Source organism: Lacrimispora sphenoides JCM 1415, assembly GCF_900105615.1.
Taxonomy (GTDB): domain Bacteria; phylum Bacillota; class Clostridia; order Lachnospirales; family Lachnospiraceae; genus Lacrimispora; species Lacrimispora sphenoides.
Genome location: NZ_LT630003.1, coordinates 492,288 through 510,343, shown reverse-complemented (window position 1 = coordinate 510,343; position 18,056 = coordinate 492,288). Strand labels below are relative to the sequence as shown.

The 18,056-nt window shown below is 49.0% G+C and carries 10 protein-coding genes; all 10 read right to left on the bottom strand.

What is annotated here, in order from left to right:
• Nucleotides 1-16: 16 nt before the first annotated feature.
• Entirely contained in the window at nucleotides 17-3,847 is a 3,831-nt protein-coding gene (locus tag BMX69_RS02165) for a TIM-barrel domain-containing protein (protein ID WP_100041435.1), read from the bottom strand.
• 11 nt (nucleotides 3,848-3,858) lie between these two features.
• On the bottom strand, nucleotides 3,859-7,098 hold the full coding sequence (locus BMX69_RS02160; RefSeq protein WP_242941339.1) for a TIM-barrel domain-containing protein: 3,240 nt from the start codon (nucleotides 7,096-7,098) through the stop codon (nucleotides 3,859-3,861).
• Between the two features lie 59 nt (nucleotides 7,099-7,157).
• Nucleotides 7,158-8,768: a glycoside hydrolase family 31 protein gene (locus tag BMX69_RS02155; RefSeq protein WP_100041434.1), complete on the bottom strand. Its 1,611-nt coding sequence runs from the start codon at nucleotides 8,766-8,768 to the stop codon at nucleotides 7,158-7,160.
• Nucleotides 8,765-9,589 carry a carbohydrate ABC transporter permease gene (locus BMX69_RS02150; RefSeq protein ID WP_054789736.1) on the bottom strand — a complete coding sequence of 275 codons (825 nt, stop codon included), beginning with the start codon at nucleotides 9,587-9,589 and terminating at the stop codon, nucleotides 8,765-8,767. The genes BMX69_RS02155 and BMX69_RS02150 overlap by 4 nt, the downstream gene beginning before the upstream one ends.
• Nucleotides 9,579-10,496 carry a carbohydrate ABC transporter permease gene (locus BMX69_RS02145; RefSeq protein ID WP_100041433.1) on the bottom strand — a complete coding sequence of 306 codons (918 nt, stop codon included), beginning with the start codon at nucleotides 10,494-10,496 and terminating at the stop codon, nucleotides 9,579-9,581. The genes BMX69_RS02150 and BMX69_RS02145 overlap by 11 nt, the downstream gene beginning before the upstream one ends.
• 30 nt (nucleotides 10,497-10,526) lie before the next feature.
• The gene (locus BMX69_RS02140; RefSeq protein WP_100041432.1) at nucleotides 10,527-11,798 is read right to left on the bottom strand and encodes an ABC transporter substrate-binding protein; all 1,272 of its coding nucleotides are present in this window, start codon (nucleotides 11,796-11,798) and stop codon (nucleotides 10,527-10,529) included.
• 55 nt (nucleotides 11,799-11,853) lie between these two features.
• A complete protein-coding gene (locus BMX69_RS02135) occupies nucleotides 11,854-12,858 on the bottom strand; it encodes a LacI family DNA-binding transcriptional regulator (RefSeq protein ID WP_054789735.1) in 1,005 nt (334 codons plus the stop codon).
• 26 nt (nucleotides 12,859-12,884) lie between these two features.
• Nucleotides 12,885-15,020, bottom strand: coding sequence for a glycoside hydrolase family 65 protein (locus tag BMX69_RS02130; RefSeq protein ID WP_054789734.1), 2,136 nt, complete (start codon nucleotides 15,018-15,020; stop codon nucleotides 12,885-12,887).
• Nucleotides 15,007-16,824 carry a glycoside hydrolase family 125 protein gene (locus tag BMX69_RS02125; protein WP_100041430.1) on the bottom strand — a complete coding sequence of 606 codons (1,818 nt, stop codon included), beginning with the start codon at nucleotides 16,822-16,824 and terminating at the stop codon, nucleotides 15,007-15,009. The genes BMX69_RS02130 and BMX69_RS02125 overlap by 14 nt, the downstream gene beginning before the upstream one ends.
• A 455-nt stretch (nucleotides 16,825-17,279) precedes the next feature.
• A complete protein-coding gene (locus tag BMX69_RS02120; protein WP_100041429.1) occupies nucleotides 17,280-18,056 on the bottom strand; it encodes a hypothetical protein in 777 nt (258 codons plus the stop codon).

The following is an 18,056-nucleotide window of genomic DNA, read 5'->3' as shown; positions in this document are numbered from 1 at the left end:
CGCTGCAGGTAAATTGTTAATTCCTATACAATCTCACATCATCAATATGTACCGTGGTCCCACCGCTGGAAGAACAATAGAATCCAACGTCAATGGTACCATTTGTGACCAATACATTGTCCGCCTCTATTTTGTGCCACCCGCTTCCCGACTTTGGCATATCCACGTAAACCGCATTGCCGCCGTAGTTTGTGATCTCCATGCGGCTAACTCCCGGAGAAGTATTTACCACCTTTACAAAGGCTTCCACCCGGTAGCTTCCGTTTTCCACGTTAAGCCCCTGATGAATGCTTTGCTCATAAGCGGCTGCATGGTAGAAATACGCCCGCTTGTCGCCTTCCACCGGAGATTCCGGCTTATTTGTGCCGGAACCGGAATCAATGCCGTAAGCTAACCCCTGGCCGCTGGGATGCCACTCTGTCCAGTTGGAATTAAAGGAAGTGGAACGCTCGAAATCCCCATTGTCCAAAAGGTTTTCCCGATAAGTACCGGAACCGGCACCAGACAGGGTCAATTTGTCAAGGTTAATGTTGCCGGAATTGCCCGCGTCGTAGCGAAGGGAAATCCGGTTTCTTCCCTTTGAAAGCGCCAGATTGGTGCTCACGGTCTTCCAGATGTTCCAATTTCCGCCTGAAGCGGCAAATTGCAGATTGCCTGCATAACTTCCATTTACATATAAGTTTAAATCCTTCGTGCTTTGGTTTCCGTTGCTGTAGCGGAAATCTGCGGTATAGGCTCCGCCTTGTTCCATATCGACCTCAAAGGCTACTTCCGCATTCTGTGAAACCATGGTATCCACAAAACCGCTGCCGCTGTAGAACCAATGATCCTGGTTCGTTTTTGCAGTCCCGTAAAGAGGAGCATTCTCCGCTTCTATTACCATGCGTTCCGGTTCAAAGGGAACCGACAGATAATCAATATTTACAAAACCTGTATCCCCTGCCTTCGGATCGTATTTGAACGTGATGCTGTTACTGCCCGCGGTGAGGGGAAGGAGTATTTTCACATCTCCCCAGGAATCCCAGTTTCCGGTAGAAGCGATGTCCGCCTGGCCGCTGTATGTGCCGTTAACGTATGCGGATAAGGTTTTTGCGGTCTTTGCACCGTTGGAACAGCGCAAGGTTACCTCATAATCCCCCGGATTTGCGGTTTTTGCATAGAAAGTCACTGCCGCCTGCTCTGTTTCCATACCGTTCACAAAACCAGTGCCGGAAAATCCTGTATGGTCCCTGCCCACCTGGGGCTGGCCGGCCACTGTTTTACCGGAAAGGGAGGCGTATTCCGCTTCGTACTTCTGATCGGAAAGTGTGACTGCCGGGTTACCGGTTAACACCAGTGTATCCGCATTTGACAAGCCCGCTTGGGTTTTTATATAAGTAACTTCCCCGTAAATGTCCCTGGAATTTGCAAATCCCCCGCCGTTTGCGGCAAATAGGGCATTTAAGTCGGTGTATTCCTGTAACTGGGAGGCATTTTTCTTCACCTGTCCGGCGGCGCTGCCATGAACAGCCAGGTAATAGTAATCCACACCGTTTTTGTAGCTTCCGGATTTGGCCGATATGCCGACGTTAACCTGTCCGGAACTTTTCTGACCGGATATGGTCTGAGAGAAATACGTTCCGTTTTCGTAATCATAGGTAATGCCATCATCGTCATAATATTGAAACTCCGTCTTCTGGGATGAAGGGAAAATGTCTACAAAAATGCGTTCCGTTTCCTTCTGACCTACGTAATCCTCTACATCCTGTGAGGGGATTATGGCCCCTTCCTTCACAAAGAGTGGCAGGTCGGACCAGGACTGGGTGTCCAGGCTGTAAGGAATATATTCTCCACCGTTATATGCGGTTCCCCTGTTGTAGTCAATCCAGTTTCCCTCTGGGAGGTAAATCCATTTGCAGGACTGCCCCCGCTCCGTAACCGGAGCCGCAAGAAGCCAGTCTCCCAGCATCCATGCGTCCGAGTAATCCTTTACCTTGTCGTCCTGAGGATAATCAAACAGCAGAGGACGCACCAGGCCCAAGCCGCTTTCGTAAGCCTCTCTTTCATAGGCATAGAAATAAGGCATCAGGGAGTAGCGCAAGTGAATGGCTGCTTTTACATTTTCCTCTGCCGTATAGCCGTAATACCAGGGCTGGCGCTGTTGGTTTAAGTTTCCGTGCACCCGGAACACAGGCACAACGGATTCAAACTGGAGCCAGCGGGTGTAAAGCTCCGGACTGGGGTTTTCAATGGTTCCTGAATTTTGATTAAAGCCCCCTCCGTCTGAACCCCATTTCGGCTGTCCGTTATTTACGGTAGAAAGCAGGGCAGCCTTCTGTTCGTTTAAGCCGGCAGCCCAGGAAACCCGCTCACCTTTATAAAACTGAGTGGCAACGTCTCCTGACCATATACTGGTGGCAAAGCGCTGGGTACCTGGATAGTAGTTTCTGCCCGTCTGCCACACACGGGTATTATTCTTGGAATAGTCCCGCTGTCCTTCATAAATAGACTGGGCAAGATGCAAGGTGTTATAGTTTCCGAACCAGTACTCAGCCCCATTGGAGGAAACCTTATCTGTTTCATCATTCCACCAGCCCACGATCCCCTTTGTAAATGCATCAATGGAGTGGTTCCACCACCAGGCCCGCTCTCCGGATTTGTAAGGGTCAATGCTGCGTACCGTGACAGGATAGAAATAATCCACGTATTCATTGTGTCCCGGATAGAAATATCCGTTATTTGCCGCTTCCTGTCCCTGTGCGGTAGTTGTACCGCCGGAAATCTTTGTTACGATCCGGGGCTTGGTAATTCCGATCATTTTCACGCCCTTTGCGTCCATGGTGTTTTTTAAGGCACCGCTTCCTGCAGAGGGGAAATTCCCCGTATTCCACTTAAATTCCCCATAGTTGTCCTGTCCGTAAAGCTTCCAGTCATAGTCAAACGCGTAGCTGTCCAAGGGAATGTTTTTTGCCCGGTAGGTATCAATCATTTCCATCAATTCCTGTTCGTTGATCCCCCACTCAAAATTGGAAAAGCCCTGCGCCCACTTGGGGAGCATGGGGGAAGTTCCTGTAATTTTGGAATAGCCTTTCATAATCTCTTTTGGCTCTCCCAGCAAAATGAAATATTCTACATTATCTTTTTCATACCTGCGGCCTTCCACCGGAGTTCCCCCATAGTAAAATTCCATTTTCTTATCCCTGGAATTGGTATAGGGGTAGCCGCCATCCGAATCCACCAGTAAACCATAGCCTGCTGTGGACCAGAGGAAGGGACCGCCAGAATTGCCCTGCTGGCCTGCCCTGGCAGCCTGGGTGTTGTCATTTCGCAGCAGATTACCGTTTTCATCAAAACAGTCAAAGCTGTGGATTCCGTACAGGTTCGTGGAATCCTGGCGGACAAAGCGAACGCCATCGTGGAAAACTCCACCGCTTTGAGGTTCCCAAAACAAGGTCGTGCCATCGGCTTTCTTCACCGTCATCCGGCAGGGCTTTTTGTTAATTTCAACCTGCATTTCGTCCGTCTTTATGGTCATGGGATCGGAAGTTGTATTAATGACGGCGGCACTTGCATCCCATTTCAGACCTGGATCGATCATGGGGGTCCGCTCACTGGAAACTACTCCATCAGGCTGGTAATTCACCCGCAGAATATCCTCGTCACAAACTTCCAGCGTTAATTTATCCGAAGGAGAGGAACCGCTGTCCACGGTGAGGACCAGTGTGGTTCCATTGACCTGCGTACTAATTACGTCACCTAAAGCAGATACGGCCGCCCTGGCCGGGGCCGGCACAAAGGCCGGCCACAGAGCGGTGAACAATAAGGTAAATACTAAACTTAAAGATAGAAAACGTTTTTTCTGTTTCATACTGCTCCCCCTTATTTAACCAGAATACAGTCCAGATTAATACCGGCAAAATCTCCGTCTTCATAGGAGATCCGGATCGTGTTTCTGCCGCTGTTTAAGTTAATAGGAATGTCTGCGGTATTCCAGGCACCCCAGCCGGAAGTAGCCGGCAGGGCCAAAGCGCTGATGTTTCCCCCGTTGACCCTTACGGAACGCTGTCCTGCGGTCACTCCGGCAGAATAACGGACTGACAGGGAAGCCGTGCGTTTTTCTTTTGAATATACCTCAAATTCCACCCAGTCGCCTTTATCCGCAAACTGATCCACAAAGCCTTCCCCATAATAGCCGCTGTAATCCGTGTTGGTGGAAACCTGATGCAGGGATGCGTGTTCGGCTTCATAAGGCGCTTTGTTTACGTCGTTTAATTCGATCTTCTTAGCCGGACCGGACGGTGTTTTGATATAGGTAAGCTTTTCATTTTCGTTGTAGTAGTACGCACTCTGCGCCTTTATTAAGTCATCCAGAGTTTTCACTTCCTGTAATGTTTGACCGTCTGCATTTACACTGCCGGGTCTGGTTCCAAAGACTTGCGTGGTGATTGGAATCTGGCAGGAAGGCAGATGAACAGTTACAGTACCAGCCGCAAAATTCTCGGTAGCCCGGACCGTCATGGTACTCCGGTCACTATGGGACAAGGTATAGGTACTTTCCCCTTCCGGATAGATACGGAACGTAAGGTTTTCGTAATTCTCCACATCATTGCCGATGGAACCGCCGATCTCATAGTTTTTATTTAAATTAAGGGGCAGAATACTGCCGGATTTCACGTAAACGGGGATCGAGTTCACATCCGCATAATAGTCTTTCTTCATGCCGCCCGCGGTCAGGGCGTTGTGCCAGAAATCGATCCATTCCCCTTCGGGTAAGTAAACGCTCTTTACTGTCTGTCCCTCCTGGACCACAGGCGCCACCAAAAGACTGCGCCCGAACATATACTGTTCTTCCAGGTCATAGGTATTGGCATCTTCCGGATTGTCTAAGAACATGGCCCTCATCATGGGTGTTCCGCCCTTTGCACTGTTTTGCGCCTCGCTGAAAATATAGGGAAGCAGGTTCATACGGGTGTTGATGTATTTGCGGAACATGGGAACGATACTGCTGTCACCTGTGCGGCTCTGAACGTTCCAGGGGGAGCGTTCCTCACTGGGAGAGGGGTTGGCCTTCTCGGAGTGGAACTGCATAACCGGGGCAAAAGCAGCCATCTGGGTACTGCGCTTATAGAGCTCAGCCGAAGGGAAGTTCCCCGTAAACCCGGCCAAATCCCAGCTCCAGAAAGGGATCCCTGAAATTCCGGCACTCAAACCGGCACTCAAAGCGTCCCGGAAAGCGGAAAAGCTGGAGGTCTGATCTCCTGCCCAAAAGGCTCCGGAGGACTGAACGCCTGCGGTTCCCGACCGGCTGAAGGTAATTCCTTCCCCTGTCTTTTTCTTCACAAAGTCGTTATATCCCTTTATGTAGGCGTTGGGATATGCATTTCGCATGGAAAGGTCGGTACTGCCGTCATGGAAGGAAGTATCCTTACGCCAGACCATTTCCCCGCCGTCTGTTTTTACGCCGTCTATCTTTATGTCGTCAAAAAGATAGGAGCGCTTATTCATCCACCAATCGACTGCCTCAGGATTGGTGAAATCCAAAAGCAGACTGTTTCCGAACCATCCTGATTCGGGTATGCGGTAGGGCCCTCCATGCCCGTCGGAAACGGCGTATCCCTTCTGGAGCATATAGGCCTCGTCATTGTCCTTTTGCGCATAGGAGTAAGGCGTGTATTTTAATACGGGTATCTGCCACAGCACCAGTTTCATGCCATTTTCATGAAGAGTGTCTGTCATCGCCTTTGGATTGGGCCATTTAGAGCCATAGGTAAAATCCGAATTGCGGAAAGCAGCCGAGCCTTGAATCGGCGTATAGGTAGCTTCATTCCAGACGTAGAATGTGTTTTCGTCGCTCCACTGTTCCAGCACTAAAACCGTAGCCGGAATGTCGTTGTTCTTAGACTGGTTCATGGCTTCCAGCGCTTCTGACTGGGTATCCCATTCATTGGCTGACATCCACAAACCGAAGGCCCATTTGGGAAGTTCCTGGGGCAATCCGGAAATTGTGTTGTATTTTCCCACCACTTTCGCAGCCGTACTTGCGCTGATCAGATAGTAATCCAAAAGGGGCGAATCCACATGTTCCGTGTCAGCTTCAAACACATACCGGTCCCCATCGGCTGCTGCCATATCGAACCTGGAGTAACAGGTGGTATTTAAGTAAATTCCGTAGCCTTTGCTGGTAACGAAAAAGGGAACCGACAAATAGGTTTTACTGCCCTGGTTCTGATATTGATTATAAATGTAGGTTTCAACCACCTCTCCCCGTTTCTCCGCACCGTCATAGTGCTCTCCGAAACCATAGAACCGCTCATCGAAAGGGGAGAAGTATCCGTCCCGGAACTGCCCGATCACGTCCTTTCCGTCGGTCAGCCAGGACATCTCTTTGCCCATTCCGCCGTTAGAAGTCAAAACCCTGTTGTGTTCGTAACTGAACACCTCTAAGGCGTATGGGTTCTTTGTAACGGTAACCCGCAGTTTTCCGGTATCTATCTCCACCTTTTGGGCATTATCTGTCACGGTGTAACCGGAAATACCGGTAGCAAATTTTCCGTTTCCCTTTGGGGAAAGCTGGAAACGCACCGTCTCCTCGTCCGTAAAGCTAAGAGCCAGCTTAGGGGAGAAATTCCCCGTATCTGCCGTCACGTCAAAAAGGACGGTTCCGTTGTTATAGGAATTTAAAGATACGGATTTCACTTTTTCCCAGTCGGTCACGTGAAAGGTAAAGGGACCGATGGATTTGGCGTTCGTGCCATTTACGTCCCCGTGGACCGTATACTCCACTGTATCTCCTTTTGCAAAGGAGCCCAAATCCGCCTCCCAATAAGAATTGTTCCCGCTGTTATAGGACCAGCCTGCGCCTACGTCCGCCTTTCTGACACCGTTTACGGTGTAGGAAATCCAAACCGTCTGGCCGGATTCCACAGGCCAGGTGGTGCTGTGTATCCGCACGGACTGGCCTGCTATTGGATTCCTGGGTGAACGCTCGGTAGGTTCTATTTCATAAATATCATTTAATCCATAAGGATTGTGCCACGTTCCTTCAAGCGCAAAGGCTGGTGAAACGTTGAGCAAAATACAGCATATGCTCAGTAAAATGGCCATTAGCTTCTTTCTCATATGTCCCCTCCATTTTTCATAAGTATTATTTCCTTGTGAAATGGTTTCTTTTTGTTAAACTAGTTCAAACGCCAGACCAATAGTTCTCCCGCCCGGCATTCTTTGTACAAACGGCATGGACCCGTAGTTTGTTCTCCTGTCCAATAATCGTTCCAATTTCCTTTTGGCAGATATACCTGCCGTCCTACCACTCCTTCCTCTAAAACCGGAGCCACTAAAAGCTGCGAACCGAACATATACTCGTCGTCCACTGCGCAAGCTTCCTTATCCTCCGGCCAGTCAATCACCAATGCGGCCATCAGGGGGCGGCCCGTGTCTGCACTTACGCCTGCTTCCTTAAGAATATAAGGCAGCAGCCTCTCCCTTTCTTTTGTAAATTTCCGGCAAATGTCAATGATTTCCTGCCTGCCTGTCACCTTAGCCATATTCCATGGACTTCTGTCGTTGATTTCTTCTTCTGAAGCCGCCAGAAGCTCAGAAAACTGGCCGGAAGCCGGTTCCGAGTGCCACTGCATGACCGGTGCAAAGCAGGCTAGGCAGAAGGATCGCAGATACAATTCGGCGGAAGGCATTTTTCCCGCAAAGCCCGCCAGGTCAAAGCCCCAGAAGGGCAGACCTGACAATCCGGCGTTTAAACCCGCCGTCACCACATGGCGCAGTTCTTCCCAAGTGGACTGCTGATCCCCGGCCCAGTGCATAGGCGTGGTCTGAGCTCCCGTATATCCGGCCCTGGAAAAAAGCATACGGTCATCTTTTATAAAGTCCGTATAGGCTCTGGTATAAACCATGGCATAACCATTTTTCATTTGGGCACCGGTCCGACCGTCAAAAAAGCGGGCGCCGTCGTCGTATACAAACTCCCCGCCGTCGGTCTTAAAGCCGTCCACTCCCATATCAAGCAGATATTGCCGTTTCCCAAACCACCAGTCACAGGCCGCCGGATTGGTGAAATCCGGTATCATGGAACCGCCGAACCAGCGCCCTTCCGGAATCAGATAGGGAGATCCGTCGGCATTGGTAACGACAAAGCCCTTTTGGACCGCTTCGGCACAGTCTGCCTCGTGTTCCGGGCAAGTGCGCCAAGGCTCCAGCTTTTTCAAAACCGGAATCTGCCATAGAATCAGACGGATTCCCTTTTCGTGAAGGTCCCGGATCATCCCTTCCGGATCGGGAAAACGTTCTTTGTCAAAGCGGTAAAAGGTGGCTTCATCGCTCCAGGCTTCGATTACCACCACAGAAGGTTTCATCCCCTGCCTGACGGCTTCCTCCACCACTTCTTCTATCACCTCCTGCCTATCCCAGCGGTTGGCGGACATCCAAAGGCCAAAAGCCCAGTCCGGCGGCACTCTGGGCCGCCCCGTAAGTGCCGTAAACTCTTTAAGAACCTCCAAGGGCTTTCCCGTAAATGTCCGCACATCATATTGGTCCGGAAGCGTAAAGACGATCCCGTCAGCGGTTTTTTCCGTGAATATGGTAAACTTCTCCATTGTGTCCACATAAAGACCCCCTCCCCCGTCTGTCAATGCAAAGGGAATGGGCAAATAGGTGGAAGCCCCCTGATTGGTAAAGGTTTCGTATACATGATTTTCACGGACAAGCCCCTCCTGATTCAATGCGTCAAACCGTTCTCCAAATCCGTAAACGGCCTGACCAGCAAGCAAACATTTCATCCTTTCACACCTCCTACCTGTAATCCTGCTGCAAAATACTTCTGCGCCATAGCATATACCGCCAGAATCGGCAGCATGGAGACCAATGCTCCCGCCATAAGTAAGTTGTATTCGCTTTTGTACTGCCCGTTTAAGGAACTTAGAATAATGGGCAGGGTAAACTTTGTCTTTGTAGTCAGCATGACCAATGGCAGTAAGTAGTCATTCCATGCGTCCATAAAGCAGATAATTGCCAGAGTGGCAAGGCTGGACTTGCACATGGGACATATGATCCGTATAAAGACAGTAAAAATTCCCGCGCCGTCAATCGCGGGCGCTTCCATATAGACATTAGGAATCGTCATCATGCGCTGGCGCAGCATAAACACTGCAAACACCTTGAATATACTGGGCAGTACCAAAGCTCCCAGACTATCCACCAGTTTCAGCTCTCCCATAAGTAAGTAAAGGGGGATGAACAGCACCTGGGAAGGGATCATCATGGTTGCCAGGTAAACAAGAAAAATGGTGTTCTTCCCCTTAAAATCCAGTTTCGCAAAGGCAAAGGCGGCCATGGCGGAACTGATGATCGTCACGGCTACGGAACTGATGGAGACCACAAGGGAATTAAACATAGAAACGGTCATTCCCTCTTTGCTGAACAAATCCGAGAAATTCTTAAGGGTCGGGTTTTTGGGTATCCACTGTATGGGCAGGGCCATGATTGCACCGTAGTTCTTAAAAGAAGTGGACAGCATCCAGAAAAACGGAAGCAAGGTTACGACCGATAGCAAAACAGCCGTCAAATGGTATAAAACTCCGGATGCCGCTTTACGACTCATAGTACACCCACTTTCTTTGCAGCACGTTTTGCAGTACGGTAAAGCCAAAAATAATGATAAACAACACCCAGGACCAGGCCGCCGCATAGCCCATACGGCCAAATTTAAAGGCGTATTTGTAAATCCGCTCCACCATGACCATGGTGGCCCCGTTGGGTCCTGCGTCGCCGTTCTTGGTCATGACCATGATCTGCGGAAAAAGCTGAAAGGCATTGATCAGGGACAACATAATGACATAGAACAAAATCGGTGACAGCAGGGGCAGAGTGATGCTTTTAAACTTTTGAAAATAACCCGCCCCGTCAATCTCGGCAGCCTCGTAGTACTCCGGATTTATGGCCAAAAGGCCGCTAAGGAGTATCATTCCATAAAAACCCATATCCTTCCACACGCTGGCGAGGACGATGGAGGGCATTGCCCAACTCTCGCTTTGGAGCCATAAAGGCCCTTTGATCCCTATGGCAGATAAGGCATTGTTAATCGGCCCGTATTCCGGACTTAACATCCATTTCCAGATCAAGGCTCCAGCCACCCAGCTGGTCAGTACCGGTATGTAGTAAAGCATCCGGTAGACAGAGGCCATGCGGCTCTTCCTCTGAATGATCAGGGCAACCATTAAGGAAAACAGCAGGACCAGTGGAAGGTACAGCAGAATAAAATAGGCATTATGCCCCAAAACCACCCAAAACTCAGGATCTTTGATAAGTTGGGAGTAATTGGAAAACCCCACGAACTTGTCGCCGACAAATTGAAAAAAACCGTGGAACAGCCTTACTCTGCTTAACCCCGACCAATCGGTGAGGCTGAGCAGCAGCGAGGCAAAAATAGGAATCAAATTAAATAACACAAGTCCGGCCATACTTGGCAAAAGAAAGATAAAGGCTCTTACCCCCTGTTTTTTATACATAGCAGTTCCCTCCTGTCAGGCTCGATAATGTCAGTTTAATTTGATTTTCTGTTCCAGTTCCGCCTGACAGTCATCAAGAGCATCTTTAGCGGTAACGTTCCCGGAAATGGCGTTGTTTAAGTGCTTGGTGATGATCTCCTGCATTTCAGACTGCTGTTTCACCACCGGCGGTGTTACAAGATAATCCAGAGATTTAAATACAGCTTCCCGGTTCTCCGGCGGGGTTACCTTTAGATAGGAATCAAGTACGTCCTGATAGATAACTGGCGGAAGTTCCCAGCTTGAATCCACTCGGATTTGTGCGGCTTCCCTGCTTCCTGCCAGGAAGGCGGCCAGAGCAGCGGCGGCTTCAGGATTGGCGGTTTCTTTGTTAACCACGTAGGCATTTGAGAAGAAATGAGTGGCTTTCGCGGTATTTCCCGGCTCCACCGCCACATCCCAGGCAAAATCGCAGTTGTCTGTAAAGTCGCTGAAGGCCCAGATTCCGGTTATAATCATGCCAAGGCGTCCGGATTTAAACAAATCCCAGTCGCCCATGCCGCCCATCTGTGCATCTGAAGGCATAACATTGCTGTCAGTCACCCAACCGGACATGATTTCCAGGGTTTCCACATTCTGCGGTAAATTAACCGTAAACTTCCCACCATCCCCGCTTAATAAGCTTCCGCCGTTCTGCTTTACTCCTTTGTAAAATTCATGGAAACTTACGGGGCGGTATAAGCCGTAGGTGTCCCCGGAAAGGGAGCGGATTTTCTTTGCAGCTTCTAACATTTCCGTCCAGGTCCAGTCGTCGGTGGGATAGGCGGCTCCTGCCTTGTCAAATAAATCTTTGTTGTATACAAGCACCACGTTAGAAAAGGAATTGGGAATTCCAAATTGTTTTCCCCCGTACTGAAAGGCTTCCAAAGCCGTCTGGTTAAAGCCTGAAGTATCCCCCATCAGAGCCCCGATGTCCAAAAGTACATCTTCCGACGCATAGGCTACAAAATTCTCAAAATTCAATTCAAATACGTCTGCCGCGCTGCCGCCGACGATTTTAGACTGCAACTGAGTAAAATAATCGTCATAACCAAAGCTTTGCAGTTCTACCTTGATGCCTGGATACTGCTCGTTGAATTTTGCTATCATTTCTTTCAGTGCCCCCTCAGATGCACCGCTGCCTGAAAACTGGTCCAGGCGGATTGTGACCGCCTCTCCTGCTCCAGGTTTTTCAGCAGTTTTGGAACTGCAGCCTGAAAGTAAAACTGCGGTACATACCATTGCACTTGCGGCCCATCTACATTTTTTTGCTAACTTCATCATAATAAACTGTCTCCTTAATAGAAAGAATGGATGTTGCTTTGTTTTCGTAAAAGGATCAGCGCACTGATCCCCTTTCTACCAAAGTTAATGGAAATACCTTGTTCTGTAGTGTGTGGTTCTCATTTATCAGAAGTTTCACCGCTTCCGTACCCTTTGCCGCTACATCCTGATGTATGGTGGTAAGGGGCGGATCACAGGTTTTGGAAAGCAGCGAATCGTCAAAACCTATGACGGAAATGTCCTTTGGAACCTTAACGCCCCTCCCGCGCAGTCCCATACATAAGCCCACCGCCAGAATGTCTGCGGAAACAAACACCCCGTCGGGCCGTTCGGCCATCCCAGCCAGATATTCACCCATTTCACAGCCGTATTCAAAGGACACTTCCCCCGACAATAACAAGGATTTCTCCGGATTCAATCCGTACTCTCCCAGTGCCTTTTCATACCCCTTATGGCGCAGGAAATTCACGCCCCTGTCATTGACATGCCCTGTCACATGGGCAATCTTTCTAAGTCCCTTTTCCAACAGGTACTTCGTCGCCATGTACCCGCCCTGCATATCATCCACGCTGACCCTGTGAAAGCCGGCAGCTTCGCAGTAACTGTCCACCAATACCACTGGAATGTTCAAGGTTTTTAACTGACGGCATTCCTCGTCGTCATTCATCCCCACCACGATCACTCCATCCAGTCCCCGGGTCCTTGCCACTTCCGCATAAGTCTGGCCGGAATCGGCTCCGGAAATCATGATGTGATAACCGCTTTTGCGGGCTGTATACTCTGCCGCCGACATGAAATCGCCGTAAAAGGGATTGGAGAACATTAATTCTTTTCCTGATTCCGTCTGGGGAATCAGCACCCCTAATAAATTGCTTTTGTTGTTTACCAGGGTGCGGGCTGCCAGATTGGGGATGTATCCCAGTTCCTTTATGGCATCATTCACCCGCTTAATTGTTTCAGGACTTAAGCTTTGCGAGGGCGTATTATTGATCACATAAGACACCGTGGCTATGGAAACCCCCGCCTTTTCTGCCACATCCTTTAAACCAGGCCGCTTCATAAAATCACCTTCCTTCTTATTATTTTTTAATCCTCTTCCGCTTCTATCTTACCGCCTTCTCCGTCAATCACCGCAAGGTACCGCTTTCCTTTGATATAAAAGTGAAAAGATAAACGTTCCCAGTCCTTTGGAAGCTTTGGAGATAACTCCGGCTTGCCGTCGGTTCCCAGTGCCAGACCTGCGAATCCAAAAACCACCGACTGCCAGGTGGCCCCTGCCGCAGCCAAATGAATGCCTTCCCGCCCCGTATTCTTCATCCGGTTTTCCAGATCCAGAAACAGGCTTTTATCAAAATATTCACAAGCCTTCTGCTCCAGGCCCAAATATGCCGCCGCCCATGCGTGAATCCCAAAGCTTAGGCTGGAATCATGAAGTGTCAGCGGTTCATAAAAATCCCAGATCGCTTTTTGCTCCCGGTCCGTAAACAATTCTGGCTTCAGTACCATGAGCAGTACCAGATCCGCCTGCTTTAACACCTGATACCTTTGGAGCCAGTCAAAATCGTACTGATGGTAAGCTGCGCTTCCATCCCCGGCCTTCTGCCCCGGAAATGCTTCCAGCCGGAGGAAATTATCATCCTGAATGTACAAGTCCCTGTCTGAATCATACTCAATCCGGCTTTTTTCTATGATGTCCCGCCATGTTTTCATTTCCGAAGCCTTAGCTGCCGCTTTTTTCCTCTGGACCGCCTGCAAAGCCAGCCGGAGATTATGGCGGGCTAAAAGTACTGTATAGGCGTTGTTTCCCGAAACGCCGCAGTATTCGTCGGGTCCTTTCACAAAGAGCAGGTTATATACATCCTTTCTTTGGTCATAGGAAAATCTTCCGGCCCAATATCTTGCGGTTTCCACATACAGCTGCGCTGACTGGCTATCCAGGGTTTCATCTCCTGAAACCTTTAAGTAGTTATCAACCGCATAGGCTACGTCTGCGGTAATGTGAATCTCACAACGCCCGATGTCCCAGCTCTGGCACTGTTCTATTCCTCCTATGGCACACATCCACGGATACCTTGCCCCCGGCAGATTCAGCGCCTTTGCGTTCTTCTTTGCGTCCGGCAGAGTATTTAAGCGAAACAGGATTAAATTTCTTGCGGCCTGCGGGTCCGTATACAGGTAAAACGGCAGCAGGAAAATATCCGTATCCCAAAAACAGCAGCCCTTATACCGTCCATGGGTCAGGCCCCTTGCGCCAATGCTGACTGTCGCGTCCTCAAAGGGGCAATTTTGAATAAGCTGAAATAAATTGTACCGCAGGGCGGACTGAATGGTGCTGTCGTTTCCTTTTTGGGTAATCTCTATGTCGGCCTGGTCCCAGCGGGATTTCCAGGCCCCTTCGCTGTCTTTTAGCAGTTCCGCAAAAGAACGGTTTATGACATGAGGGCGCAAGTCCTGCCCGCCTTGGGGGAACGTTTCCGAATCCACCAGAACCGCTTCCGTATAAAGAATCTTTTCGATCCTCACCTTTTCCCCTTCCAACAGAGGAATATTCAGTTCTTTCGCCGGACAGTCAGGTGTCGAAGCGTCCTTAGCAGTCCCCTGGTTCTGGAAAATCCGGGCAGTCATGGCTACATGCAAACGGCTGGAAGCTTTACTGCCAGCCTTCAGGAAACAGTAGCCCTCCCCCGTTTCCGTTTCAGAAACAGAGAGCAAAGACACGGTATCCAAGTTTTCCTTAGTCTGGTCGTCATCCACAGGAAGGTTCACGGTTTTCCCGTCTATCCCCATGAAAACAGCTGCATTCCCGCTGTAGTTTAATGCCGTCAATTCCAGTGAAAGGGCTGACACGTGTTTGTTGTCCATGCTGATAAAACGGGAAATGTCAATTTGCGTTTCTCTTCCTTCCTTATCTTTCCACACCGACTTCCTCTCAAAAAGGCCGTTGCGCATATCCAGGGTCTGGGTAAAGGATTGGTATTCCCCTGTCCCCAGGGATAGCTGAAAGTGAAACAAATCCGGTAAGTTCACCATATCCGTGACACCGGGACTGATATAATCAAAGCCGCCCGCCAGATAATTACAGCGCTCGTAAGCCTTCGCCCCATCCATAAAAAACGTACACCGGGAACCCAGATAGCCATTTGACTGGCTGAATATACTTTCCAAAAATTTGGGATCTTCTCTGCCCTCACAGCGAATCCTCCATGGTTCATACTGAATCATGATCCACACCTCCCTCATTCAGCCCTTCCATTAAACAATAGGCCAGAAATCCGGCACAAGTTGCAAACGCGGCTCCCGTGGTACATTCGCCTGTCATTTCATCTACGCTTTCACAGGCGATTCCATTGTCCATGGAAGCCCTGCGCAGAAAGTCTAAAGACGCTTCCTTCCTGCCGCTGACCAGCCCGTTGGCAACGCTCATTATCCAGGGGTGGGGCGCATGGGGGCAGCCAATGTCGGAAAAAGGCTTTCCTGCAAAAGAGTATTGGTAATCCGGACTTCGTAAAATCTCAATTGTATTTTGCCAAACAGGATCCTCCTTGCCGCAAAAGCCTAAATAGGGCAAAAGCTCCAGGCTTCCCGGCGGTTCGTCGTAAACGTCCCAGTTCCCATCCTCATCTACGGACCAGGCAAAAATCATTTTTCCCTGATACTCCTTCCTGCAATGGGTTCTAATGGCGTCAAACAGGCACGAAACTTCCTCTTCCAGCCACTTAAGCGTTTCAGTAGGCCATAAATTTTGATACAGCTTCTCCAGATCCCGCAGGCACCGCCAAGTTAAAACATTGTTATATGTGCCATAAGGATAAACCCGCATGTCATCCGTAGGCTGTAAAAAAGTTTCATACAGATGAAGGGCCTCACTTCTCTTGGTCTTTAGAATCGAAAGAATTTTCTTTACTCCACTCTCAATATGGCTTTCCTGTAAAACAGAAACCTCTCCCGTAGCATTTACGTAACGGCTGAGGGCCATTATAGGGGCGCAGAGTTCATCCAGTTCGAATCCCGGTTCCAAAACCGTCCCGTCTATGTAACGGCTGTGAATGCCGATTTGTCTGATCTGGCGGGTAAATACATAATTAAGAAGTTCCTTTGCATACTCCGGGTCCGCTTTAAGAATGGAGGGAAAACTCCACAGCAGGCTGTCTCTGTCCCAATAGGCTGCGCTGACGTAATACCTGGGACTTCTGGAAGTGACCATGACCACTTCCTCTGTATCCATGGTCATACCCGTAGCATAAAAGAAGTTAAAAAACAAGTTCCGGTTTAACAGAGAATCCATCTCTGGTATGCCCACGGTTTTCTGCCGCTTGGATAGCCAGCAGAGAGTTTCCTCATAAACCGCATCAAAACTCTGCCGCAAAAGCTCCTTAGCCGCCGTGGCCGCAGCCACCTCTTCAAAACCCACGCCCCAGAAAATGTCCAGTACCACTGACTCGCCGGATTTTAACAGGCAATCATGGGTCCCTTTGTAGCGTATTTCCTCATTCTGTTCAAATTCCCATTTAACAGGCAATGCCGCCATAGGTGCAAATGCCATAACCGGCATTCCAATGGATAAATCAAAGACTGGTCCTTCATTCCAGCCGGAGCGGTAGACCTTTCTCTGTCCCGTAACCGTCTTATCCTCGTTGACGCTGTGGGTCACATTTCCCCACACCCCTCTGACACCGCAGGAAATCTTACGTTCTCTGCCGGAATGATTCGTGACGGTCAAACGTATGGCAAAAGCCTTCTGTCCTATGGGAGCCAGATAAATTCCCTCTGTACGAACGCCTTCCTTCACCGATTCAAACCTGGGAATCCAGTTACCTTCCCGCTGCCATTCCAAATCACAGAGCAGATCCCCTTCCTCCGCCTGCACAAAAGGCCGTATGAGAGGTTCGCTTTCGCCGCCCCAAAAAGCCAGCATCCCTTTGTAGCCCATATGCAGCACCGTAAAGCTTTCTATCGAAGCCGTAGTCTGGTTCAATGTCGGCAGGCTGACAAATTCGTTCCCCGTGGGCATATAGCAATCTTGCATAAAAACACCTCCCCGATTTTTACTGAAACGTTTAAGTAGTCAGTATAAAATTATTGATATTGTATAGTAATTATATACTCTGTTATCTTTTTTTGTCAATATGTTTTAAATAAAAATATCTTTATATTAAATGAAGTTTTAAACCTATAGCTGACCGACAAAAGCCCCCCCATTTTTGCTAATTAAAAATGGGGGGCTTTGCTCCTAAAAGCGGAACATTTCCAGATCCTCGGCCTGATACTTGCAGATGAGGATGAACCAGTTACTGCCCCTATGATGAATGGAGCATAACCCCCAATGTTTGCAGCGGATATTGCCACTACTCCCCCCAATACACCGCCCAAAAATGCGCCCGTATACGTTTCCCATGATGATATATGAGCCTCTCCTTAGACTTAAGAGAACCCGATGTAACCGAATTCATTAAATACACTTCCCCATTCTGGCTGGTTGGATTAATCCACAAGTATCCTGCGTCTTTCCTTCCTGCTACTTATGACCTTTTCCTCACCCTTTTGTATCTCACCAATTATGGTACTCATGGATTGGTAGAGAGACAGGTTATCCATTGCTTTATCCCAGCCGCCCCCACTCCGGTGTCTGGCATAGGCAGTTAAAGCTTGGACCGGTACTGCTCCTGCCTGACTTAAACACAGATAAGCAAACGACCGATCCTCAGGTTGACTTTTCCCACTTTCCAGAACAGTTCTGGCAAAATATCTGGTAACTGCAGGAGCAATACTTCTTCCTCCCAGACCTCCCCAGCTCCCATAAATCAGATTGATGGTATCATACCCGGTTATCATGTCTGAAAAACTTGTGTACTGGCTCCTTAACTGCGCCCCTTTCCTTAAATGAAAACGGCAGAGTTCAAATTCATCTTCGTCTTTTGCTTCATTTTGATCCAGTAAAAGCATTGTACGGTACGCGATATAATCAGGAGAAGACCGGTCAATCTCTGCTTTTAATTTCAAAAACTGCATCTGCTCCAATGGGGTATATTCAATCACTTCTTCCTCCATCATCAAGCAGATAAACGGTCCGTATTTTATAATTCCCGGACTGACTACCAGTTTATCCCCCCGGACTGTTATATCGCAGCCCCGAAGGATCCCCTGGCTATATTCCTGATATTCCAGTTGGAGGTGTGCAAAGGAATAATCCCGGAGTGACCATAGCAATTCCTTTTTTAATATACGGTTTCGTTCAAACAATGGATATAGATTCTGCAT

What these genes read in the sequence shown, in the direction of transcription:
- BMX69_RS02165 (WP_100041435.1), bottom strand. Translation starts at nt 3,847, where the DNA reads ATGAAACAGAAAAAACGTTTTCTATCTTTAAGTTTAGTATTTACCTTA.
- BMX69_RS02160 (WP_242941339.1), bottom strand. Translation starts at nt 7,098, where the DNA reads ATGAGAAAGAAGCTAATGGCCATTTTACTGAGCATATGCTGTATTTTG.
- BMX69_RS02155 (WP_100041434.1), bottom strand. Translation starts at nt 8,768, where the DNA reads ATGAAATGTTTGCTTGCTGGTCAGGCCGTTTACGGATTTGGAGAACGG.
- BMX69_RS02150 (WP_054789736.1), bottom strand. Translation starts at nt 9,589, where the DNA reads ATGAGTCGTAAAGCGGCATCCGGAGTTTTATACCATTTGACGGCTGTT.
- BMX69_RS02145 (WP_100041433.1), bottom strand. Translation starts at nt 10,496, where the DNA reads ATGTATAAAAAACAGGGGGTAAGAGCCTTTATCTTTCTTTTGCCAAGT.
- BMX69_RS02140 (WP_100041432.1), bottom strand. Translation starts at nt 11,798, where the DNA reads ATGATGAAGTTAGCAAAAAAATGTAGATGGGCCGCAAGTGCAATGGTA.
- BMX69_RS02135 (WP_054789735.1), bottom strand. Translation starts at nt 12,858, where the DNA reads ATGAAGCGGCCTGGTTTAAAGGATGTGGCAGAAAAGGCGGGGGTTTCC.
- BMX69_RS02130 (WP_054789734.1), bottom strand. Translation starts at nt 15,020, where the DNA reads ATGATTCAGTATGAACCATGGAGGATTCGCTGTGAGGGCAGAGAAGAT.
- BMX69_RS02125 (WP_100041430.1), bottom strand. Translation starts at nt 16,824, where the DNA reads ATGCAAGATTGCTATATGCCCACGGGGAACGAATTTGTCAGCCTGCCG.
- BMX69_RS02120 (WP_100041429.1), bottom strand. Translation starts at nt 18,056, where the DNA reads ATGCAGAATCTATATCCATTGTTTGAACGAAACCGTATATTAAAAAAG.